We start from the raw sequence: 16,193 nt of genomic DNA on the forward strand, positions 1-16,193 counted from the left end.
TGGGCCGGCGGGAGGAGATGACGGGTCATGGCGCTGGACGAGTTGGATGGGCGGATCCTCTCCCTGCTGGAGGCCAACGGGCGGGAGTCCGCCACCAAGCTGGCGGCGAAGGTGGGCCTCTCGCGCTCGGCGGTCCAGGAGCGGGTGGCCCGGCTCGAGCGCGACGGCCTCATCCAGGGCTACACCATCCGGCGGGGGAGCGGCGGGCCTCCCACCGGCGTGGACGCCTACCTCTTCGTGCGGCTGGAGGGGCCCGCGTGCCCCCGCGTGGCCCCCCTGGTGCGCGAGCTGCCGGAGGTGCTCAGCATCGAGTCGCTCGCCGGAGAGCTGGACATGCTCATCCGCGCGCGTGTCCCCAGCATGCCGGCGCTGAACACCCTGCGCGAGCGCGTGGCGCAGCTCCCCGAGGTCCGCACCGTCACCACGGCACCGGTGCTCGCCGTGCACCTGGACCGGCGCTGACGCTTCCTCATGCCTCGCCCGCGGTTTCTCCTCTCGGGGTGGCCAGGAGTTGGCTAGCCTCCGCCGCGATGCCGCTCGCTCCGCTCGTCGCTTCGCTCGCACTGCTCTCCACCCTGGCCACCGCGCCCGCTCCGAGCGGCGGCCCTCCGGACCTTCCCTCCGACACACCGGCCACCTTCACCCCCGCGGGCCAGCTGCTGGACCACGAGCGCCGCACCGTCGACATCCCGATGCGCGACGGCGTGAAGCTCCACACCATCATCCTGGTGCCGCGCGGCGCGAAGAACCGGCCGATGCTCCTGACGCGCACGCCCTACGATGCGGAGAGGCTCACCCGCCACGCCGAGAGCACCCACCTGTCCCGGGTGCTCCACGGCTACGACAACGCCACCGACGTCATCGTCGAGGGGGGCTACATCCGGGTCCTCCAGGACGTGCGTGGCAAGTACGGCTCCGAGGGTGACTACGTGATGAACCGGCCGCTGCACGGGCCGCGGAACCCCACGCCGGTGGACCACGCCACCGACACCTACGACACCATCGACTGGCTGGTGAAGAACGTCCCCGAGTCGAACGGGCGCGTCGGCATCATCGGCATCTCGTACGACGGCTTCCTGCCGCTGATGGCGCTGGTCAACCCGCATCCGGCGCTCAAGGTGGCCGTGCCGATGAACCCGATGGTCGACGGGTGGATGGGCGATGACTGGTTCCACCACGGCGCCTTCCGTCAGACGATGCTGCCGTACATCCTCGAGCAGCAGGCGACGCGCAAGGGGGAGATCAAGTGGGCGTCGGGCTACCGGGACCAGTACGACGAGTACCTCGCGGCGGGCTCGGCCGGGGAGATTGGCCGGCGGCACGGGATGGAGCAGCTCGGCTTCTTCCGCAAGCTGCTCGCGCACCCGGCGTACGACGCGTTCTGGCGCGATCAGGCGGTGGACAAGCTGCTGGCGGCGCGGCCGCTGACGGTGCCGGTGATGATCGTCCACAGCCTCTGGGACCAGGAGGACATCTACGGCGCGCCGGCGGTGTACGAGACGCTGGAGCCGAAGGACACCGCGAACGACCGCGTCTTCCTGGTGATGGGTCCGTGGCATCACGGCCAGGCCATCGGGGACGGCTCGAGCCTCGGCGCGCTCGAGTTCGGCGCCGACACCTCGGCGCACTTCCGGCGTGAAATCCTCCGGCCGTTCCTCGACCAGTACCTCGTCGAGGGCGCGCCCCGGGCCCAGGTCGCGCCGGTGACGGCGTTCGAGACGGGGACGAACCGGTGGCGCGAGCTGTCGTCGTGGCCCGCCGGTTGCGCGAGCGGCTGCAAGGTGAAGCCGGCCCCGTTCTACCTGCGCCCGGATTCCAGCGCCGGGTTCGTGGCCCCCGCGGCGGGCGGAGCGGCCTTCGACGAATACGTCTCCGATCCGGCCAGGCCCGTGCCCTACCGCGCGCGCCCCATCGTCGAGGACTCCAGCGCGGCCGGTGCCTCGGCGACGGACCCCTGGAAGAGCTGGCTCGTGCGAGACCAGCGCGAGGCGGCCTCGCGGCCCGACGTGCTCGTCTACGTCTCCGACGTCCTCACCGCCCCGGTGAAGATCAGCGGCCGCCCGATGGCCAACCTCGTCGCCTCCACCAGCGGGACCGACTCCGACTGGGTGGTGAAGCTCATCGACGTGTTCCCGGACGAGGTCGCCGCGCGGCCCGAGATGGGCGGCTACCAGCTCATGGTCTCGGCCGACATCTTCCGCGGGCGCTACCGCGAGAGCTTCGAGAAGCCCCGGCCGCTGCCCGCCGGCAAGCCGGTGACGTACCGCTTCGGGCTCCCCACGGCGAACCACGTCTTCCTGCCCGGCCACCGCATCATGGTGCAGATCCAGTCGAGCTGGTTCCCGCTCTACGACCGCAACCCGCAGACGTACGTGGAGAGCATCTTCGACGCGAAGCCCGGCGACTTCCGGAAGGCCGTACAGCGCGTGTACCACGCGCCGGGCCAGGCGAGTTTCGTGGAGCTGCCGCTCGTCATGCCCCAGGAGGCCAGGGAGGAGCGAAGTCCGGCACCCACGGGCCGATAGACGCGGAAGGGAGCGGAGTTCCTGGTGGGGCGGGCAGTCACGCGGGAGTTCCGCCTGCCCGCTCGTCCCTCCCCCAGAGCCCTGGATGGACGGCGCATCCATCTCCACATTGGGCGGCGTATCGAGGGGGGTTCACATGATTGCGTGGCGCTTGCCGCTCATCTTCTGTTGCCTCGTGGGGGCCTGCACGCCCTCCATCGAGGAGGAGAGCACCGGGGTTCCCGCCCAGGAGTGGGGGCACAGGGAGGACGGCTGCAAGCGGGAGTGCCGTCCCGCCTCCCTGGTGAAGGACATCGTTCCCGGGCCGGAGACGTCGGACCCGGCGGACCTGACGGACGTGAACGGCACGCTCTTCCTCACCACGCTGCCCTTCCCGAATCCCGGAGGCGTCATCGAGCTGTGGAAGAGCAACGGCACGCCCGAGGGCACCGTCTTCATCAAGACCATTTTCGTCGGGAGCTACCTCGGGGAGTCGCAGTATCCCACCGCCGTGAACGGGCTGTTCTTCTTCGTGGCCGCGGAGAGCGAGGAGGAAGGCATCGAGCTGTGGAGGAGCGACGGCACGCCCGAGGGCACCTTCCAGGTGAAGGACATCAACCCCACGGGTCCCTCCTATCCCGAGTGGCTCACCAACGCGGACGGAACGCTCTTCTTCGCCGCCAGTAGAGGGGAGGGGGGCCGGGACCTGTGGAAGAGCGACGGCACGCCCGAGGGCACGGTGCTCGTCAAGGACATCAACCCCGGCGGGTTCGCCGTTATCAGCGTCCTGGGCGCCCTGGGAGGAACGGTCTTCCTCTACGTCTTCGATGACACGGGGTCCCGGCTCTGGAAGAGCGACGGCACTGCCGAGGGAACGATTCCCCTGGCGGACATCGCCCCGGACCTGTACGTGACGGCCGTCGCGGACGGGAAGTTCTTCTTCGTCGCCGACGATGGCGTCCACGGTGCCGAGCCCTGGGTGAGCGATGGCACGCCCGGGGGCACGCGCCTCGTCGAGGACATCCGTCCCGGTGCGGAGGGCTCCTCGCCCCTGTCGTTCGTGTCGGTGGGCCACCAGGTCTTCTTCACCGCCGATGATGGCCTCCACGGCCAGGAGTTGTGGAAGACCTCCGGCTCGAGTGGGAGCACGCGCCTCGTCGAGGACATCCACCCTGGCCCGGCCGACACCTTCTTCTCCGACTACACCCAGGTGCTGACCACCGCGGCCGGCAAGGTGTTCTTCATCGCCGACGATGGGCGCCATGGACGGGAACTCTGGGTGAGCCAGGGCCAGCGGAAGAACACGCGGCTCGTCGAGGACCTCACCCCCGGGCCCGATGGCTCGTTCCCGGGTTTCTCCACGGGTCTGACCGGCATGGGCAAGGGCGTCCTGTTCTCCATTCCCAACGCCACCTACGGCCAGGAGCTGTGGAGGAGCGATGGGACGGCGAAGGGAACGTTCTTCTTCCAGGACCTCGCTCCCGGTCCCGCCTCGTCCTTCCCCTCCCGATTCACCCGGTCCGGCGATCGGGTCTTCTTCGTCGCCGATGATGGCGTGCACGGCCGCGAGCTGTGGTCCGTTCCCCTGGAGTCGCTCGGCGACTGCTTCACGCCGTTGCCCAACGACGGGTGACCTCCCACCCCCTGGATTGTCGGCTCACCGGGCTTCGCTGTTATCATCCCGGTGCCGTATCCACGCCATGCTCATCAATCTCGAAGACCTTCGACAGCGCGCCCGCCGCCGGCTTCCCCGGACCCTCTTCGACTACATCGAGGGGGGCGCCGAGGATGAGTACACCGTGCACGCGAACCGGCGTGGCTTCGAGCGCTACCTCTTCCGGGCGCGCACGCTGGTGGATGTCAGCGCGAGAGACCAGTCGACCACGCTGCTCGGCGAGCGGCTGTCCACGCCCATCATCCTGGGGCCGACGGGACTGGCGGGGCTGGTGGCGCCCTGGGGCGAGGTGCTCGCCGCGAAGGCCGCGGCCAGGCGGGGCAGCCTCTTCACGCTGAGCACCATGTCCATCTGCACCATCGAGGAGGTGGCCGCCGCAGCGCCACCGCCCCTGTGGTTCCAGCTCTACGTCTGGAAGGATCGGGGCATCACGCGCTCGCTGGTCGAGCGGGCCCGGGCGGCCGGCTACCGCGCGCTCTGCCTCACGGTGGACGTCCAGGAGATGGGCAACCGGGAGCGGGACCGGCGCAACGGCTTCACCGTGCCTCCCCGCGTCACCCTCACCCACCTGCTGGATGTCTTCCGGCACTTGGGCTGGGTGCTGCGCATGGCGTCCAGTCCCCGCGCCACCTTCGGCAACTTCATCGAGACCAAAGCGCTGTCCAGGAAGGACGCGCTCTCCGTCGCGGGCTTCACCAACAAGCAGTTCGATCCTTCCGTCTCCTGGAAGGACCTCGAGTGGCTGCGCTCCATCTGGCCGGGGCCGCTGGTGCTCAAGGGCGTCACCTGCGCCGAGGATGCCCGGCTCGCGGTGGAGCACGGTGTGCAGGCCATCATCGTGTCCAACCACGGAGGCCGGCAGCTCGACTTCCTCCCGGCGGGCACCGACGTCCTGCCCGAGGTCGTCGAGGCGGTGCAGGGCCGCGCCGAGGTCGTCCTGGACGGTGGCATCCGCCGCGGCTCCGACGTGGTCAAGGCCATCGCCCTGGGAGCCCGGGCGTGCATGATCGGCCGGCCCTTCCTCTACGGGCTGGCCGCGGACGGACAGGCGGGCGTGGAGCTCACCCTGGACATCCTCTCCAAGGAGATCGACCGGACCCTCGCCCTGCTCGGCCGTCCACGGCTGGCCGATCTCGACCGGTCCGCGCTCCGGATGGAGCCGCAGCCCGCGGCCTTGGAGCCCCACGCTCCCGCCTTGCGCGTGCTCGACGGGGCCGCCTGAATTTCCGCCGATCCGGCCCGAATCCCCGCTCTCCCATTCCTCGAGGTCCCGACGCATCCTCTGGTTCAATCGCCCGCTTTCCGAGGGCCCCCGAGGACACGTCATGACCCACGAACACTCCGCCCACCACGTCGTGCAAGGCTTTGGCGCCGATCGTGCCGCCCACTACGACACCCAGGCCTCCGTCAACCTCGCTGGCGTCCAGGCGATGTATGAGCTCGGCGTCAGCGCGCTGACCGCGCGGCTCGACGGCCGGGACACGGCGTCGCTGCTCTTCGTGGGAGTGGGCACGGGGGCGGAGTTGGTGCCCTACACCCGCTTCGGTGTGCCCGGCTGGCGCTTCACGGGCGTGGATCCCTCCGACGCCATGCTCGCCGTGGCCCGCCAGCGCCTGGAGGCCGAGGGCCTGCTCTCTCGCACGCACCTGCACGTGGGCGAGCTGCACACGCTGCCTCCCGGGCCTCCGTTCGACGGCGCGCAGATGATGGGAGTGCTGCACCATGTGGAGGGCGAGGAGGCCCGGCTCGCGCTGCTGCGAGAGGTGACCCGGCGGCTCGCGCCCGGAGCGCCCCTCGTGCTGGGTTGCCGTGTTGGCAATGACCCGGTGCTGACGAACGTGGAGCTGCGGCGGCTGCGGGCGCATGGCGTGCCCGAGGAGGCGCTGGAGCGCCGGCGTCAGCTCCTCTCGGTGATACGGCCCATCGAGTCCGATGCCGCCCTGTTCTCGATGTTCGCCCGGACCGGACTGGTGGAGCCGCGTCCGATCTTCGTCTCGCTGCAGTTCAAGGTCTTCCTCGCGCGCTTCGAGCCCGGGGCCGCGGGCTGAGGCCCCGGGGGACGCGTCCGCTCAGGGCTCGACGCAGGTGAAGCTGTCGGCCGAGTTGACGTCTCCCGAGCCCTTGTACCGGGGATGGCGCGGGTACTTGCACAGGGGCCGGGAGAGGACGCTCTGCCCTGTCTGGGGATTGAGCTTCGTGGCCACCAGCTTCGCCTGGGAGGGCGCGACGCCCTTCTCCACCCAGTTCTCCAGGGCGGTGAGCAGATCCACCGTGTCGGCGCCGGCTCCGCCGAAGCAGTGGTTGACGCCCGGGGCGGGGAAGTACTCGACGAACGTGTCCGCCGCGGCCTGGCCCCCCGCGGCCTGGACCACGTTCTCATAGTACGTGGTCGTCCCGTTCAAGCTGATGGCCGCATCGGTGCCACCGTGCCAGAGAATCAGCTTCCCGCCGCGCGCCTGGAACCGTCCCAGGTCCGGGTTGTTGGCCGACACCAGGGCCGACATCTCGTTGATGCGCGGGAGCCAGGCGTTGGGGTCGAAGGTGAGCGGGTCGAAGTTCGGGTCCCGGGTGATGAAGTACTTGATCATTCCGCTCCCGAAGAGGCCGCCCGCCGAGAGCGTCGCGTTGCCATTGCCGGTGAGCCATCCGGCCCAGCCTTCCGGGTCCGCCTCTCCTCCGGGGGGCCATCCCGCGTTGATGGTCGCGCCATCGAGGACCGTGGGGGAGTAGATCGTCCTGACCGAGGCCTCCTGCTCGGCCGTCAGACAATCCTCCCGCTCGGCGCCGGTGCACCGGAGCACCGAGGGATCGAACGCACACGCCGAGGGATGGGAGATGATGCCGTCGGCGACGCCATCCTTCGCATCACAGGCATCGAGCACTGCCTTGCCCAGCACCTGGAGCTTCCCGGCGGAGAGACTGGCTCCAGGCTTCATGAGCTGCCGGGTGTTCCGGTTGAAGGCAATCAGCAGCTCCACGAAGTTGTAGGCGGGAGCCCGGGCAATGATGCCATCGAAGTCCTCCGGCCACCGCTGGGCTTCGATGAGCGCCTCACGGCCTCCATTGGAGCACCCCTCGAACCAAGTCTTCGCGGCGCCCTTGCCATACCGCTCCTGGATGATCGCCTTCGCGATGGGAAGCACGCGGTGGATGGAGAGGGACGCGAAGTCGTCGAGCTTCTGGGCATCCAGGGCGAAGGAGGCGTCCAGGACATCGCCCGTGTGTCCGCCATTCGAGCCGATGGTGGCATAGCCATTCACCGTATAGACGCCGGTGTCGGGAATGAATCCGTCGAAGCCGCCGCCTCCGGCGTAGACCGTCTTCTCGTTCCACACCGAGGGCAGACGCACCTCGAAGTCGAGGGAGGGGGGAAGGGTGCCGGTGACCTTGCAGTATTCGGGCAACGGGCTGGACGCCGCGACGAGCTCGGCCCCGGTGATTCGCGCCTGCTGCAGGGTTCTTCCCCGGAAGGTCTCGCATCGGGAGCGGGGCGTCGGGTCGGAGCATCCCCCGAGCACGAGCAGCAACGCGGCCGCTGAAACACGCCCTGGAATCGTGTCACGCACGGGACAACCAGAGGGATGGGAGGTCATGGGCGCGAGGGTACGTACTCCTCGCGTGAGCCGCCAGCCATTCACGCGGACACTGTGTAGTCCTGGAGTGTGATGCCATTGGCCACCCGCTCCAGCACCTCCTTGGGCGGTGGCCCCTCGGTCGCATCCTCCGTCGCGAGCCGCTGGTTGCGCTCGACGAAGCCGCGCAGTTGTTGCTCGTAGCGGGCGAAGGCGGTGCGGTAAGCAGGGCGTGCTTCGAGCCGTCCCGCGCGTGGGCACCGTGGTGGCCGCTCCCGAGCACCGGGTCTCGCCCTCACCGCGGAGTGCCCGGCGGCGCGCGAACCCCGCCTCCGAGCAGGAGCTGTCGCGCGAGCGCATCGTGCGTGCCGCGCTCGGCATCGCCGATGCCGAGGGGCTCTCGGAGCTGTCCATGCGCAGCGTCGCCGCCGCGCTCGGGGTGCCCACCATGTCGCTGTACCGCCACGTGCCCGGCAAGGAGGAGCTGGTCCTGCTGATGGCGGATGCGGCGTTCGCGGAAGGCGAGCTCCCCCGGAGTCCTCCACCGGGGTGGAGGGCCCAGCTCGAGCGGGTGATGCGGCTGCACTGGTCGCTCTACCACCGTCACCCGTGGCTGGCGCGGGTGCTCTCCCTCACCCGGCCGCAGCTGCTTCCGAGCGGGATGGCCCACACCGAGTGGGTGCTGCGTGCGTTGGATGGCCTGGGGCTCGGGCTGGACACCATGCTCCAGGTGCACCTCACGCTGGTCGGCTTCGTGCGGGGAATCGCCCTCGAGTTGGAAGAGGAGGCCGAGGCGGAAGCCGAGACGGGCCTCACCAGCGATGAATGGATACAGACCCAGGAGGCGGAGATGGCGAGGGTCATCGCCTCGGGACACTTCCCGATGCTCTCCCGCGTTGGCGAGCTGGCCGGCGGGAGCTTCGAGCTCTCCCTCGACACGCTCTTCGAGACCGGCCTGCTGCGGCTGCTCGACGGCCTCGCCGAGCAGCTCCGCCGCGAGGGATGAGCCACGCGCCCGTGGGTCAGTGGCAGACGACCCTGCGCTGGAGGTTCGCGGCACGCTGCGCGCCGGCAAGCTCGTGGTCGATCGGCACGTCGTGAAGGCCGGGCGCTTCGAGGTCCAGGAGCGCGTCGACAAGTGAGGGAGACCCCGCCCGCGAGGTGTCTCAATCCCGTATCATGGGGAGACTGAACGTTTCGCGACGGGCCATCATGCCCGGAAAGGGCTTCTCCATGCTTCGCTCTGGAATCGAGACACGCCGGCACCCCTGGGCACTCGGGCTCACCCTGGCCGTGATGCTGCTGGGGACGCGCAGCTCCGCGCTCGAGGCGCCGAAGGCGGAGGCGGCGAAAGCACAGGCTTCGAAGAAGGAGGCTCCGAAGGAGGTGCCGAAGAAGCAGGAGGCGCCCATCGGCCAGGAGGAACGGGTCCGCATCGCGGGGCTCAACGAGAAGAACTGCACGAAGGGCGACCCGGAAGGTTGCTACAAGCTGGGTGTGGCCTCCGCGCAGGGGCTGGGTGTGGCCAAGGACGCGGCACGCTCGGCCTCCCTCTTCAAGAAGGCGTGTGACAAGGGCCATCTGGACGCGTGCAACGGCCTCGGCATCGCCTCCGCGCAAGGTATGGGGGTGAAGCAGGATTCGAAGCAGGCCCTCGCCCTCTTCGAGAAGACCTGCAACGCGAAGAGCGCGAAGGGCTGCTTCAACGTCGGCCTCACCTACGCGCGGGGCAATGGGGTACCGCGGGATCTGGCGCGCGCCGCCACCTTCTACGAGAAGGCCTGCACCGGGGGCGCGGCCACCGGCTGCTTCAGCCTCGGCCTCGCCTACGCGGAGGGGAACGGGGTGGCGAAGAATCCGGAGCGTGCCGCGACGCTTCTCACGCAGGCGTGTGACGCGGGAGACATGAACGGCTGCAACATCCTCGGCACGTCCTACATGTCCGGGAGCGGTGTGAAGGAGGACATGAAGCGAGCCGTCGGCCTCTTCGAGAAGGCCTGTGATGCGGGGCTGGCGGGAGGCTGCCTCAACCTTGGCCTCGCCTACCAGCATGGCGATGGCGTGGCGAAGAATCCGGAGCGCGCCAAGGCCCTCTTCAAGAAGGGGTGTGACTTCGGGTTCGGCCCTGCCTGCGACGCCCACCGGGACGCCGCGGAGACCGGCAGGTAGCACTTGCCCTGTCACCTCACGGCGAGCGCACGAAGCCGGCCACGTGGCGCTCGAAGGTCTTGCTCACCACGTTCATCTTCCGGACCCAGGCGAGCGCCTCCTCGCCGAGTCGCCCGTAGAGCTGGACATCCACGGGCTTCACGACGCCGAGGAGCGCCTTGAACTCCGGCCAGTCCGAGATCATGCGGATGTGGTCCATGATCTGACTGGGAGCGGCGAACGTGATGATCGCCCCGACTTCGGAGGAGCCAGGCGTGGCGTAGAACTGCACGCGCGCGAGCCCGCTCACCCCTTCGGCCTCCAGGCGTCGTGCCGCGGCCTGGACGGTGGCGGCGAATGTCTCGAAGGGTCCGGTCAACTCGAGCACCTCCACCAGGGTGACCCGCTCACTGACTGGTCGCTTCATGTCCCCGCTCCTACCCAGCACCCGCATCACGCCCTCCACCACGGTGGTGACCTGGTCCGCGGTGCTGCGCGCCTGCTTGAGCAGTGCGTCCACATCTCCGCCCGCGACCACGAGCGTGTCCAGCGGCGGCGTCTCGTCCATCCGCCGCGTTAGCATCTGGACACGTCAGGGCGGAGGCGTCACGGCGGGCATCGATTTCGGGCTGCCCAGGCCATCCAGCTCCGTGGCGGTGGGCACGAGGGCTCCCGCGGTAGTCCGCGACGTTCCAAAGAGATGTCTGCGGCCGGGTGCTATGCTGCGAGCACCGCGAGGAATGCCATGGTGCTGCTGGACGTCCTGGAAGAGCAGCTGAGCGAAGCCGCCTTCCAATGGGAGCAGTGGGAGCGCACCCTGGTGGCGCCGGACTTCACGCTGGAGGAGACGGCGGCGGTGGAGGAGCGCCTGCGGGCCCATCTGGAGGGACTGGAGGACGAGAGCGCGGCCGAGGCGGTGCTACGTCCCGCCTTCGAGTCGGAGGAAGCACCGCTCCTCTTCGCGGCGGCGTATGCGCTGCTGGCCCGGGGGGAGGTGGACGAAGTGCTGCTCCAGTTCCAGAAGGCCGGGCCCGAGGCACGCACAGCCATCCGTCGAGCACTGGAGCTGAGCGAAACTCCCGGGCTGAGCGCACGATTGACCGGACTGCTGAAGCTGGAGGACCGCGACCTGCAGACCCATGCGTTGGAGACGCTGGCCTTCCGCCAGGAGGCCTCCCCCGCGCTGCTCACGCGCTTCATCGCCCATGAGGAGCCACGTGTACGGCTCGCGGCCCTGCGCGGCGCCCTGCCGCTGCCAGAGGAGGAGGTACGCAGGTTGTTGCCTGCCCTGCTGGACGCCTCGCACCCCGGCGTTCGCGCAGCCGCCATGGAGGTGGGCCTGACATCCGGAGTGAGGCTGGCCTGGGATGCCTGCCGAGAGGCGGTGCGGTCTCGCGCCGCGCTCGGCCCCGAGCCCCTGGTGCTGATGGCCCTGGGCGGAGACGACGAAGACATCTCGCTCCTGGTGGAGCTGCTGGAGACGGCCGAACTGCGCCCGATGGTCCTGTGGGCCCTGGGCTTCAGCGGGCGGTGGGTGGCCATGGAAGCCTGCGTGAAACATCTCGCGGACCCCTCGGTCGCGCCGCTGGCCGGGGAGGCCTTCTCGGCGATGACGGGGCTGCGGCTGGACGGCCCCCACGCCCTGCCTCCGGGAGAGCGTCCGCAAGGGGCGCCTCCGCCTCCCGAGCTGCGGGAGGACCTGGACGCGAACCTGATGCCCTCCCCCGAGGACGACCTGCCCTGGCCGCGAGTGGCCGCCATCACTGCCTAGTGGGACGGAGCCCGCGGCCGCTTCGAGAAGGGAAGGCGCTACCTGCTGGGCCAGCCCTTCAGTGGCCCCGTGCTGGTGGACGCCCTGGAGACCAGTCCCATGCGGCGCCGGCACGTCCTGGCACGAGAGCTGGCCATTCGCACCCGGGGCCAGCATGTCATCGCCACCCGAGCCTTCATCCCCCGCCAGCGCGCGGGCCTCGCCAGGGTCCGCGGCGCCCACCTCTCCCTGAGAGGGCCTGCTTTCGCGCACACCTCGCGCTGAGGACGACAAGGACCGAGGCACCATGCCCGTACTCGACAACCTCACCTCCTTCGCGGCCGCCGACTTCCTCTCCCTGACGAAGCAAGGCGAGGAGTGTCTCGTCATCGTCGTCGCCGGCAGCTTCGTCATGCCCCCGCCAGGGCGCTCCCCGGGAGCACCGCTCGCGCTGTGTGACGAGCAACTCGCGCCGCCGCGAACCGACACGTATTGGGGGGAGCCGGAGAAGTCGAGCCTCCGCTACGAGGCGCCCTCCGCGTACACGCGGCCCGCCACCGACGTCCTGCTTCACGGCCGGGCCTGGGCCCCCCGGGGCCGCAAGGTGACGCGGGCGCAGGTGACGGCACGGGTCGGGGCGCTGGAGAAGCGGGCGCTCGTCTCCGGCACGCGCGTCTGGTACCGGAGCCTCGTCGGGCTGAGCGCCTCGGACCCACTGCCCTTCGAGTCCGTGCCGCTCCAGTACGAGTACAGCTTCGGCGGCACCTGCGCCTCGCGGTACGAGGCGCACAACCCCGTGGGCCGGGGCCTCTACGAGAGCGCGCAGGAGGCACTCGACAAGCCCCTGCCCTCCCTCGAGGAGCCCCAGGCGCCGATCCGCGGTTGGACGGACAGACCACCGCCATGCGGCTTCGGCCCGGTGGCGCGCCACTGGCAGCCTCGCCTCGGGTGGGCGGGGACCTATGACGCGGCCTGGGTGGAGAAGCGGGCGCCGCTCTGGCCACTGGACTTCGACGAGCGCTTCTTCCAGACCGCGTCACGGGGGCTCCAGGCCTCGCCCCACCTGCGAGGAGGGGAGCCGGTGGTGCTGGAGGGTGTTTCGCCCGAGGGGCCCATCGCCTTCGCCCTCCCTGTCTTCAGGCTGCTCGCCCGCTGCACCTTCGCCCGGCGACGCGAGAAGCGGCGCATGACGCTCGACACCGTGCTGCTGGAGCCGGAGGAGCGCCGGCTGGTGCTCACCTGGCGGGCCACGTTTCCAACGCACCGGGAGCTGGCCACGCATGAGGTGACCTCGGTGCGGCTCCTGGAGCCCTGGGAGGACGCGCCGTGAGCGGAGAGCAGGTGGTGGGCCTCGGCCTGTGCACACCGATTGGCACTTCGCGGCACATGACGCTCGCGTCGCTGCGCGCGGGACTCGTGCGCTTCGCGGAGACGGAGGTACTGGACGACCTGGGACACCCCGTCCGGGCCTCTCGGCTGGGACTCCTCGACACGGCCCTGTCGCGCACGGAGCGCATGGTGGCCCTCGCGCGTCAGGCGCTCGTGGGCGTGCGGCCCGTACTGACGGCGCAGCCCCGGGAGCCGGTGCTCCTGTACCTCGGACTGCCGGAGCCCGGAGCGGGGGCCGCGGCGGTGGAGCAGCAGGCGCTGGTGGCGGCGCTGATGGCGGAAGCCGGGGGACGGCTGAATGTCGTGAAGGTGTACGCGACGGGCCGGGCCGCCTTCTTCGAGGCCCTGAGCACGGCCCGGGCGGACCTGCGCTCCGGGCGCACCGGGGCGCTGGCGCTGGTGGGGGCGGTGGACTCCCTGGGCGACAAGGCTTCCCTGGAAGCACTGGCGGCGGCGCGGCTGCACCTGGGACGTCAGAATCCGGACGGGAGGATTCCCGGGGAGGCGGCGGGTTTCGTCGCCCTGGCCCGTCCAGGGGCATCCAGGACGCTGGGGCTGGAGACCATGGGAACCCTGCTGGGCACGTCGCTCGCGGTGGAGCCTCGGCCCTTCACGCGGCGGGAGCCCAGCCTGGCGGAGGGACTGACGGAGGCATTCCAACACCTCCGGCGTGACGCGGTGGCGGGTGCACGCCGGGTGGATGGCGTCCTGGCCTGCCAACCGGGAGAGTCATTCTGGGGCACCGAGTTCACCCGGGCGTACCTGCGCAATGCCGCGCTGATGCCCGAGCCCCTCCACGTGGGAGTGGCGGCGGAGGGGCTGGGGGATGCCGGAGCAGGCGCGGCTCCCGCCATGATGGGCATCGCCCTGCACCGGGCGAGGTGGCGTGAAGGCGGGCCGCGCAGGACATTGGTATACGGGTGTTCCGACAGCGGCCGGGTCGGCGCCTGCGTCGTGGAAATGAGTCCGAAGGATTGAGGGAATCATGAGCAAGGTCTTCGCCAATGGCCGCTCGGTTCTGCACAAGGGCGCCGGCAATACGCATGTCTCGGCCGCGCCAGACGTCTGCAAGGTCCCCACGCCGGCCGGGCCCGTTCCCACGCCCTTCGTCAACTCGGCCCAGGACTCGATGCTCGCCAAGGGGAGCAAGAAGACGACGATCGAAGGCAACCCGGTGGCGCTGACGAGCTCCGAGCTGAGCACCAGCTCCGGAGACGAACCGGGGACGGCCGGCGGCCTCATCTCCTCCAAATTCAAGGGGAAGATGACCTGGGGCAGCGGCAGCACGGACGTGAAGGTCGAGGGCAAGGGCGTGGTGCGCTTCCTCGACCCGACGCTGCACAACGGCAACACCTTCAACACGTCCTTCATGGCCATGGGCGGCACCGGCCTGGCCTACGGGGATGACACGCAGTGCACGGCCTGCAACAAGTCGGTGGACACGCACCGGGTCCTCGAAACGCCCGAAGTCGTGGGCCACGTGGACATGGTGTTCGTGGAGCTGATGAAACGCTTCGCGGAGCAGCGGCCTCTCATCGACCGCTACCTCGAGCTCCGGAAGGAGCGCAACGAGGTGGAGAACGATTCCATCGAGAGGGCCAAGGAGGCGGCGGCCCACCTCACCTCCAAGAAGGAGCGGGTGGGTGAGCTGCTCGCCCAGCTCAAATCGAAGGACGTCGCGGACAAGAAGCCCATCACCGCCGAGCTCGGCCCGCTCCAGGCTGAAATCAAGGCGGCGGACGCGAAGATCAAGCAACAGCGAACGGAGGAGCGCCAGAAAGTCCTCATGATAGAGCAGGAGATGAACAGTCTCAATGCGCAACTCGAGGGCATGAGCCCCGTGCTGCGGCTTGACGACACCACCAGGACCTTCATCGGCCCCTACATGATCGGGGTGTGTATCTGCAAGTGTCCCCAGGATCCCAAGATGCTCGCGGCCTGCTCGGGTGATGCCGCCCCTGGCTTCCGGGAAGCCGTGGCCGCCACACCGTTCGAGCTGGTCGAGAGCTTCCAGAAAAGCGAAAACCAGACGAATAAACTCGCGGATATCGGGCGCGAGAAATGGGAGTGCTCCGCGCCCAAACTCCTCCAGAAGGGCGGGGCCGCGGGACACAAGGTGCGCGCGATGTCGGAGCGCTATTTCGCCCCCAAGCAGCTCACGAGCGTGACCGTGGAATACAGCCGCCGGGGCGAGGATGACGCGGAGCCTCACACGGTCACGCATGTGTTCGGCCATGGAGCGTCGGTCCCCTCGTGCAAGGAATGCCAGGTCCTCACCCCCGAGATGCTGTGTGACAACAGCAAGGAATGCGCCTGATCCATGGACGAACTGCTAGCACTGCTCGAGCGCTACGCTCCCGGCTACGACGGTCGAATCGAGGGCTACCCGGACGTGCTCCTGGACGAGCTGGAGGAGGTCTTTGGCCGTCCGCTCCCGGAAGTCTATCGGAACTTCGCCCGGTGCATGGGGACGCGTGGAGGGCCGCTCCTGGCCGCTGTGCGCTCCTTCGATCCCCTGCGTGATGTCGCCGAGCTCTACCGGCTCGCCCCGAAGGGAGAGCTGCCGCCGCGGCGGTTTCTCTTCATCTTCGGAGACCCCAATCCCCTGGCCCCCCATCACTACTGGCTCGATTTGGAGTCCCCTTCCGAGGAAGGAGACTGTCAGGTGGTGCGAATGCCCTTCGGAGCAGACGCCTGGAAGACGAAGTTGCACCGGGAGGCCATCGGCTTACGGGAGCTGCTCTTCCTCTGGGCCATGGAGCACGTCCACCTGCCAACCCTCCCTCATCAAGCGAGTTATCTGCGCCGAGAGGGACACACGGCGCCCGGTGCCGAGGACATCGCGCGACTGCTCGAGCAGATGGGTTTCGTACGACTGCCCTATCCCCGATACAGCATGCTCTTCGAGCGGGAGGGGGCGGCGGCACGGCTGTACCGGTCTCCGGACAGTCTCCATTTCAATCTTCGCGTGGGCATGCGCCATCCCGAGGAGCTGAAGCGTTTCCAGATGCTCCTCGAGGACAACACGGACCTGGGAAGGTCTCCGTTCTAAGCGAGGGTCCGGCGGCCTCGTCCTCACCGCTTCGTCGAAGGCCACGCGGTCTCCGCGCTTCCAGCCCATCGATTTGGCGAATCCCTCTTCCACGGAGAGCTCC

At 69.3% G+C, this 16,193-nt stretch carries 15 protein-coding genes; 13 read left to right on the plus strand and 2 right to left on the minus strand.

Annotated features, from left to right (window positions below; all coding sequences use genetic code 11):
• Positions 1–27 precede the first annotated feature (27 nt).
• The 5 genes from AC16DP_RS48475 (at position 28) to AC16DP_RS48495 (ending at position 6,227) form a co-directional block, all read left to right on the plus strand.
• Positions 28–462: an Lrp/AsnC family transcriptional regulator gene (locus tag AC16DP_RS48475; protein WP_329728885.1), complete on the plus strand. Its 435-nt coding sequence runs from the start codon at positions 28–30 to the stop codon at positions 460–462.
• Between the two features lie 68 nt (positions 463–530).
• The gene (locus tag AC16DP_RS48480; RefSeq protein WP_329728886.1) at positions 531–2,525 is read left to right on the plus strand and encodes a CocE/NonD family hydrolase; all 1,995 of its coding nucleotides are present in this window, start codon (positions 531–533) and stop codon (positions 2,523–2,525) included.
• A 136-nt stretch (positions 2,526–2,661) separates the two neighbouring features.
• Complete coding sequence (locus tag AC16DP_RS48485) at positions 2,662–4,137, plus strand: ELWxxDGT repeat protein (RefSeq protein ID WP_329728887.1); 1,476 nt, start codon at positions 2,662–2,664, stop codon at positions 4,135–4,137.
• Between the two features lie 67 nt (positions 4,138–4,204).
• Positions 4,205–5,401, plus strand: coding sequence for an alpha-hydroxy acid oxidase (locus tag AC16DP_RS48490; RefSeq protein WP_329728888.1), 1,197 nt, complete (start codon positions 4,205–4,207; stop codon positions 5,399–5,401).
• A 103-nt stretch (positions 5,402–5,504) separates the two neighbouring features.
• Positions 5,505–6,227: a class I SAM-dependent methyltransferase gene (locus AC16DP_RS48495; protein ID WP_329728889.1), complete on the plus strand. Its 723-nt coding sequence runs from the start codon at positions 5,505–5,507 to the stop codon at positions 6,225–6,227.
• A 21-nt stretch (positions 6,228–6,248) separates the two neighbouring features.
• Here the strand turns inward: AC16DP_RS48495 and AC16DP_RS48500 are convergent, their stop codons facing one another.
• Complete coding sequence (locus AC16DP_RS48500; RefSeq protein WP_329728890.1) at positions 6,249–7,745, minus strand: tannase/feruloyl esterase family alpha/beta hydrolase; 1,497 nt, start codon at positions 7,743–7,745, stop codon at positions 6,249–6,251.
• Positions 7,746–7,983: 238 nt separating this feature from the next.
• Here AC16DP_RS48500 and AC16DP_RS48505 point away from each other — a divergent pair, with 238 nt between their 5' ends.
• Both AC16DP_RS48505 and AC16DP_RS48510 read left to right on the plus strand, forming a co-directional pair.
• Complete coding sequence (locus AC16DP_RS48505) at positions 7,984–8,757, plus strand: TetR/AcrR family transcriptional regulator (protein ID WP_329728891.1); 774 nt, start codon at positions 7,984–7,986, stop codon at positions 8,755–8,757.
• Positions 8,758–8,984: 227 nt separating this feature from the next.
• Positions 8,985–9,920: a tetratricopeptide repeat protein gene (locus AC16DP_RS48510; protein ID WP_329728892.1), complete on the plus strand. Its 936-nt coding sequence runs from the start codon at positions 8,985–8,987 to the stop codon at positions 9,918–9,920.
• A gap of 16 nt (positions 9,921–9,936) precedes the next feature.
• Here AC16DP_RS48510 and AC16DP_RS48515 read toward each other — a convergent pair whose 3' ends face one another.
• Positions 9,937–10,482, minus strand: a complete 546-nt coding sequence (locus tag AC16DP_RS48515) for a hypothetical protein (protein WP_329728893.1) — start codon at positions 10,480–10,482, stop codon at positions 9,937–9,939.
• A gap of 162 nt (positions 10,483–10,644) precedes the next feature.
• Here AC16DP_RS48515 and AC16DP_RS48520 point away from each other — a divergent pair, with 162 nt between their 5' ends.
• The 6 genes from AC16DP_RS48520 (at position 10,645) to AC16DP_RS48545 (ending at position 16,090) form a co-directional block, all read left to right on the plus strand.
• Positions 10,645–11,670: a TIGR02270 family protein gene (locus tag AC16DP_RS48520; protein WP_329728894.1), complete on the plus strand. Its 1,026-nt coding sequence runs from the start codon at positions 10,645–10,647 to the stop codon at positions 11,668–11,670.
• Positions 11,671–11,769: 99 nt separating this feature from the next.
• Complete coding sequence (locus AC16DP_RS48525) at positions 11,770–11,934, plus strand: hypothetical protein (protein ID WP_329728895.1); 165 nt, start codon at positions 11,770–11,772, stop codon at positions 11,932–11,934.
• A gap of 22 nt (positions 11,935–11,956) precedes the next feature.
• Entirely contained in the window at positions 11,957–12,979 is a 1,023-nt protein-coding gene (locus AC16DP_RS48530) for a DUF2169 family type VI secretion system accessory protein (protein ID WP_329728896.1), read from the plus strand.
• Positions 12,976–14,016: a 3-oxoacyl-ACP synthase gene (locus AC16DP_RS48535; RefSeq protein WP_329728897.1), complete on the plus strand. Its 1,041-nt coding sequence runs from the start codon at positions 12,976–12,978 to the stop codon at positions 14,014–14,016. Before AC16DP_RS48530 ends, AC16DP_RS48535 begins: the two co-directional genes overlap by 4 nt.
• Before the next feature lie 7 nt (positions 14,017–14,023).
• On the plus strand, positions 14,024–15,355 hold the full coding sequence (locus AC16DP_RS48540) for a DUF4150 domain-containing protein (RefSeq protein WP_329728898.1): 1,332 nt from the start codon (positions 14,024–14,026) through the stop codon (positions 15,353–15,355).
• Between the two features lie 3 nt (positions 15,356–15,358).
• Positions 15,359–16,090: an SMI1/KNR4 family protein gene (locus AC16DP_RS48545; RefSeq protein ID WP_329728899.1), complete on the plus strand. Its 732-nt coding sequence runs from the start codon at positions 15,359–15,361 to the stop codon at positions 16,088–16,090.
• Positions 16,091–16,193 lie beyond the last annotated feature (103 nt).

It is taken from the genome of Archangium sp. (assembly GCF_057119385.1).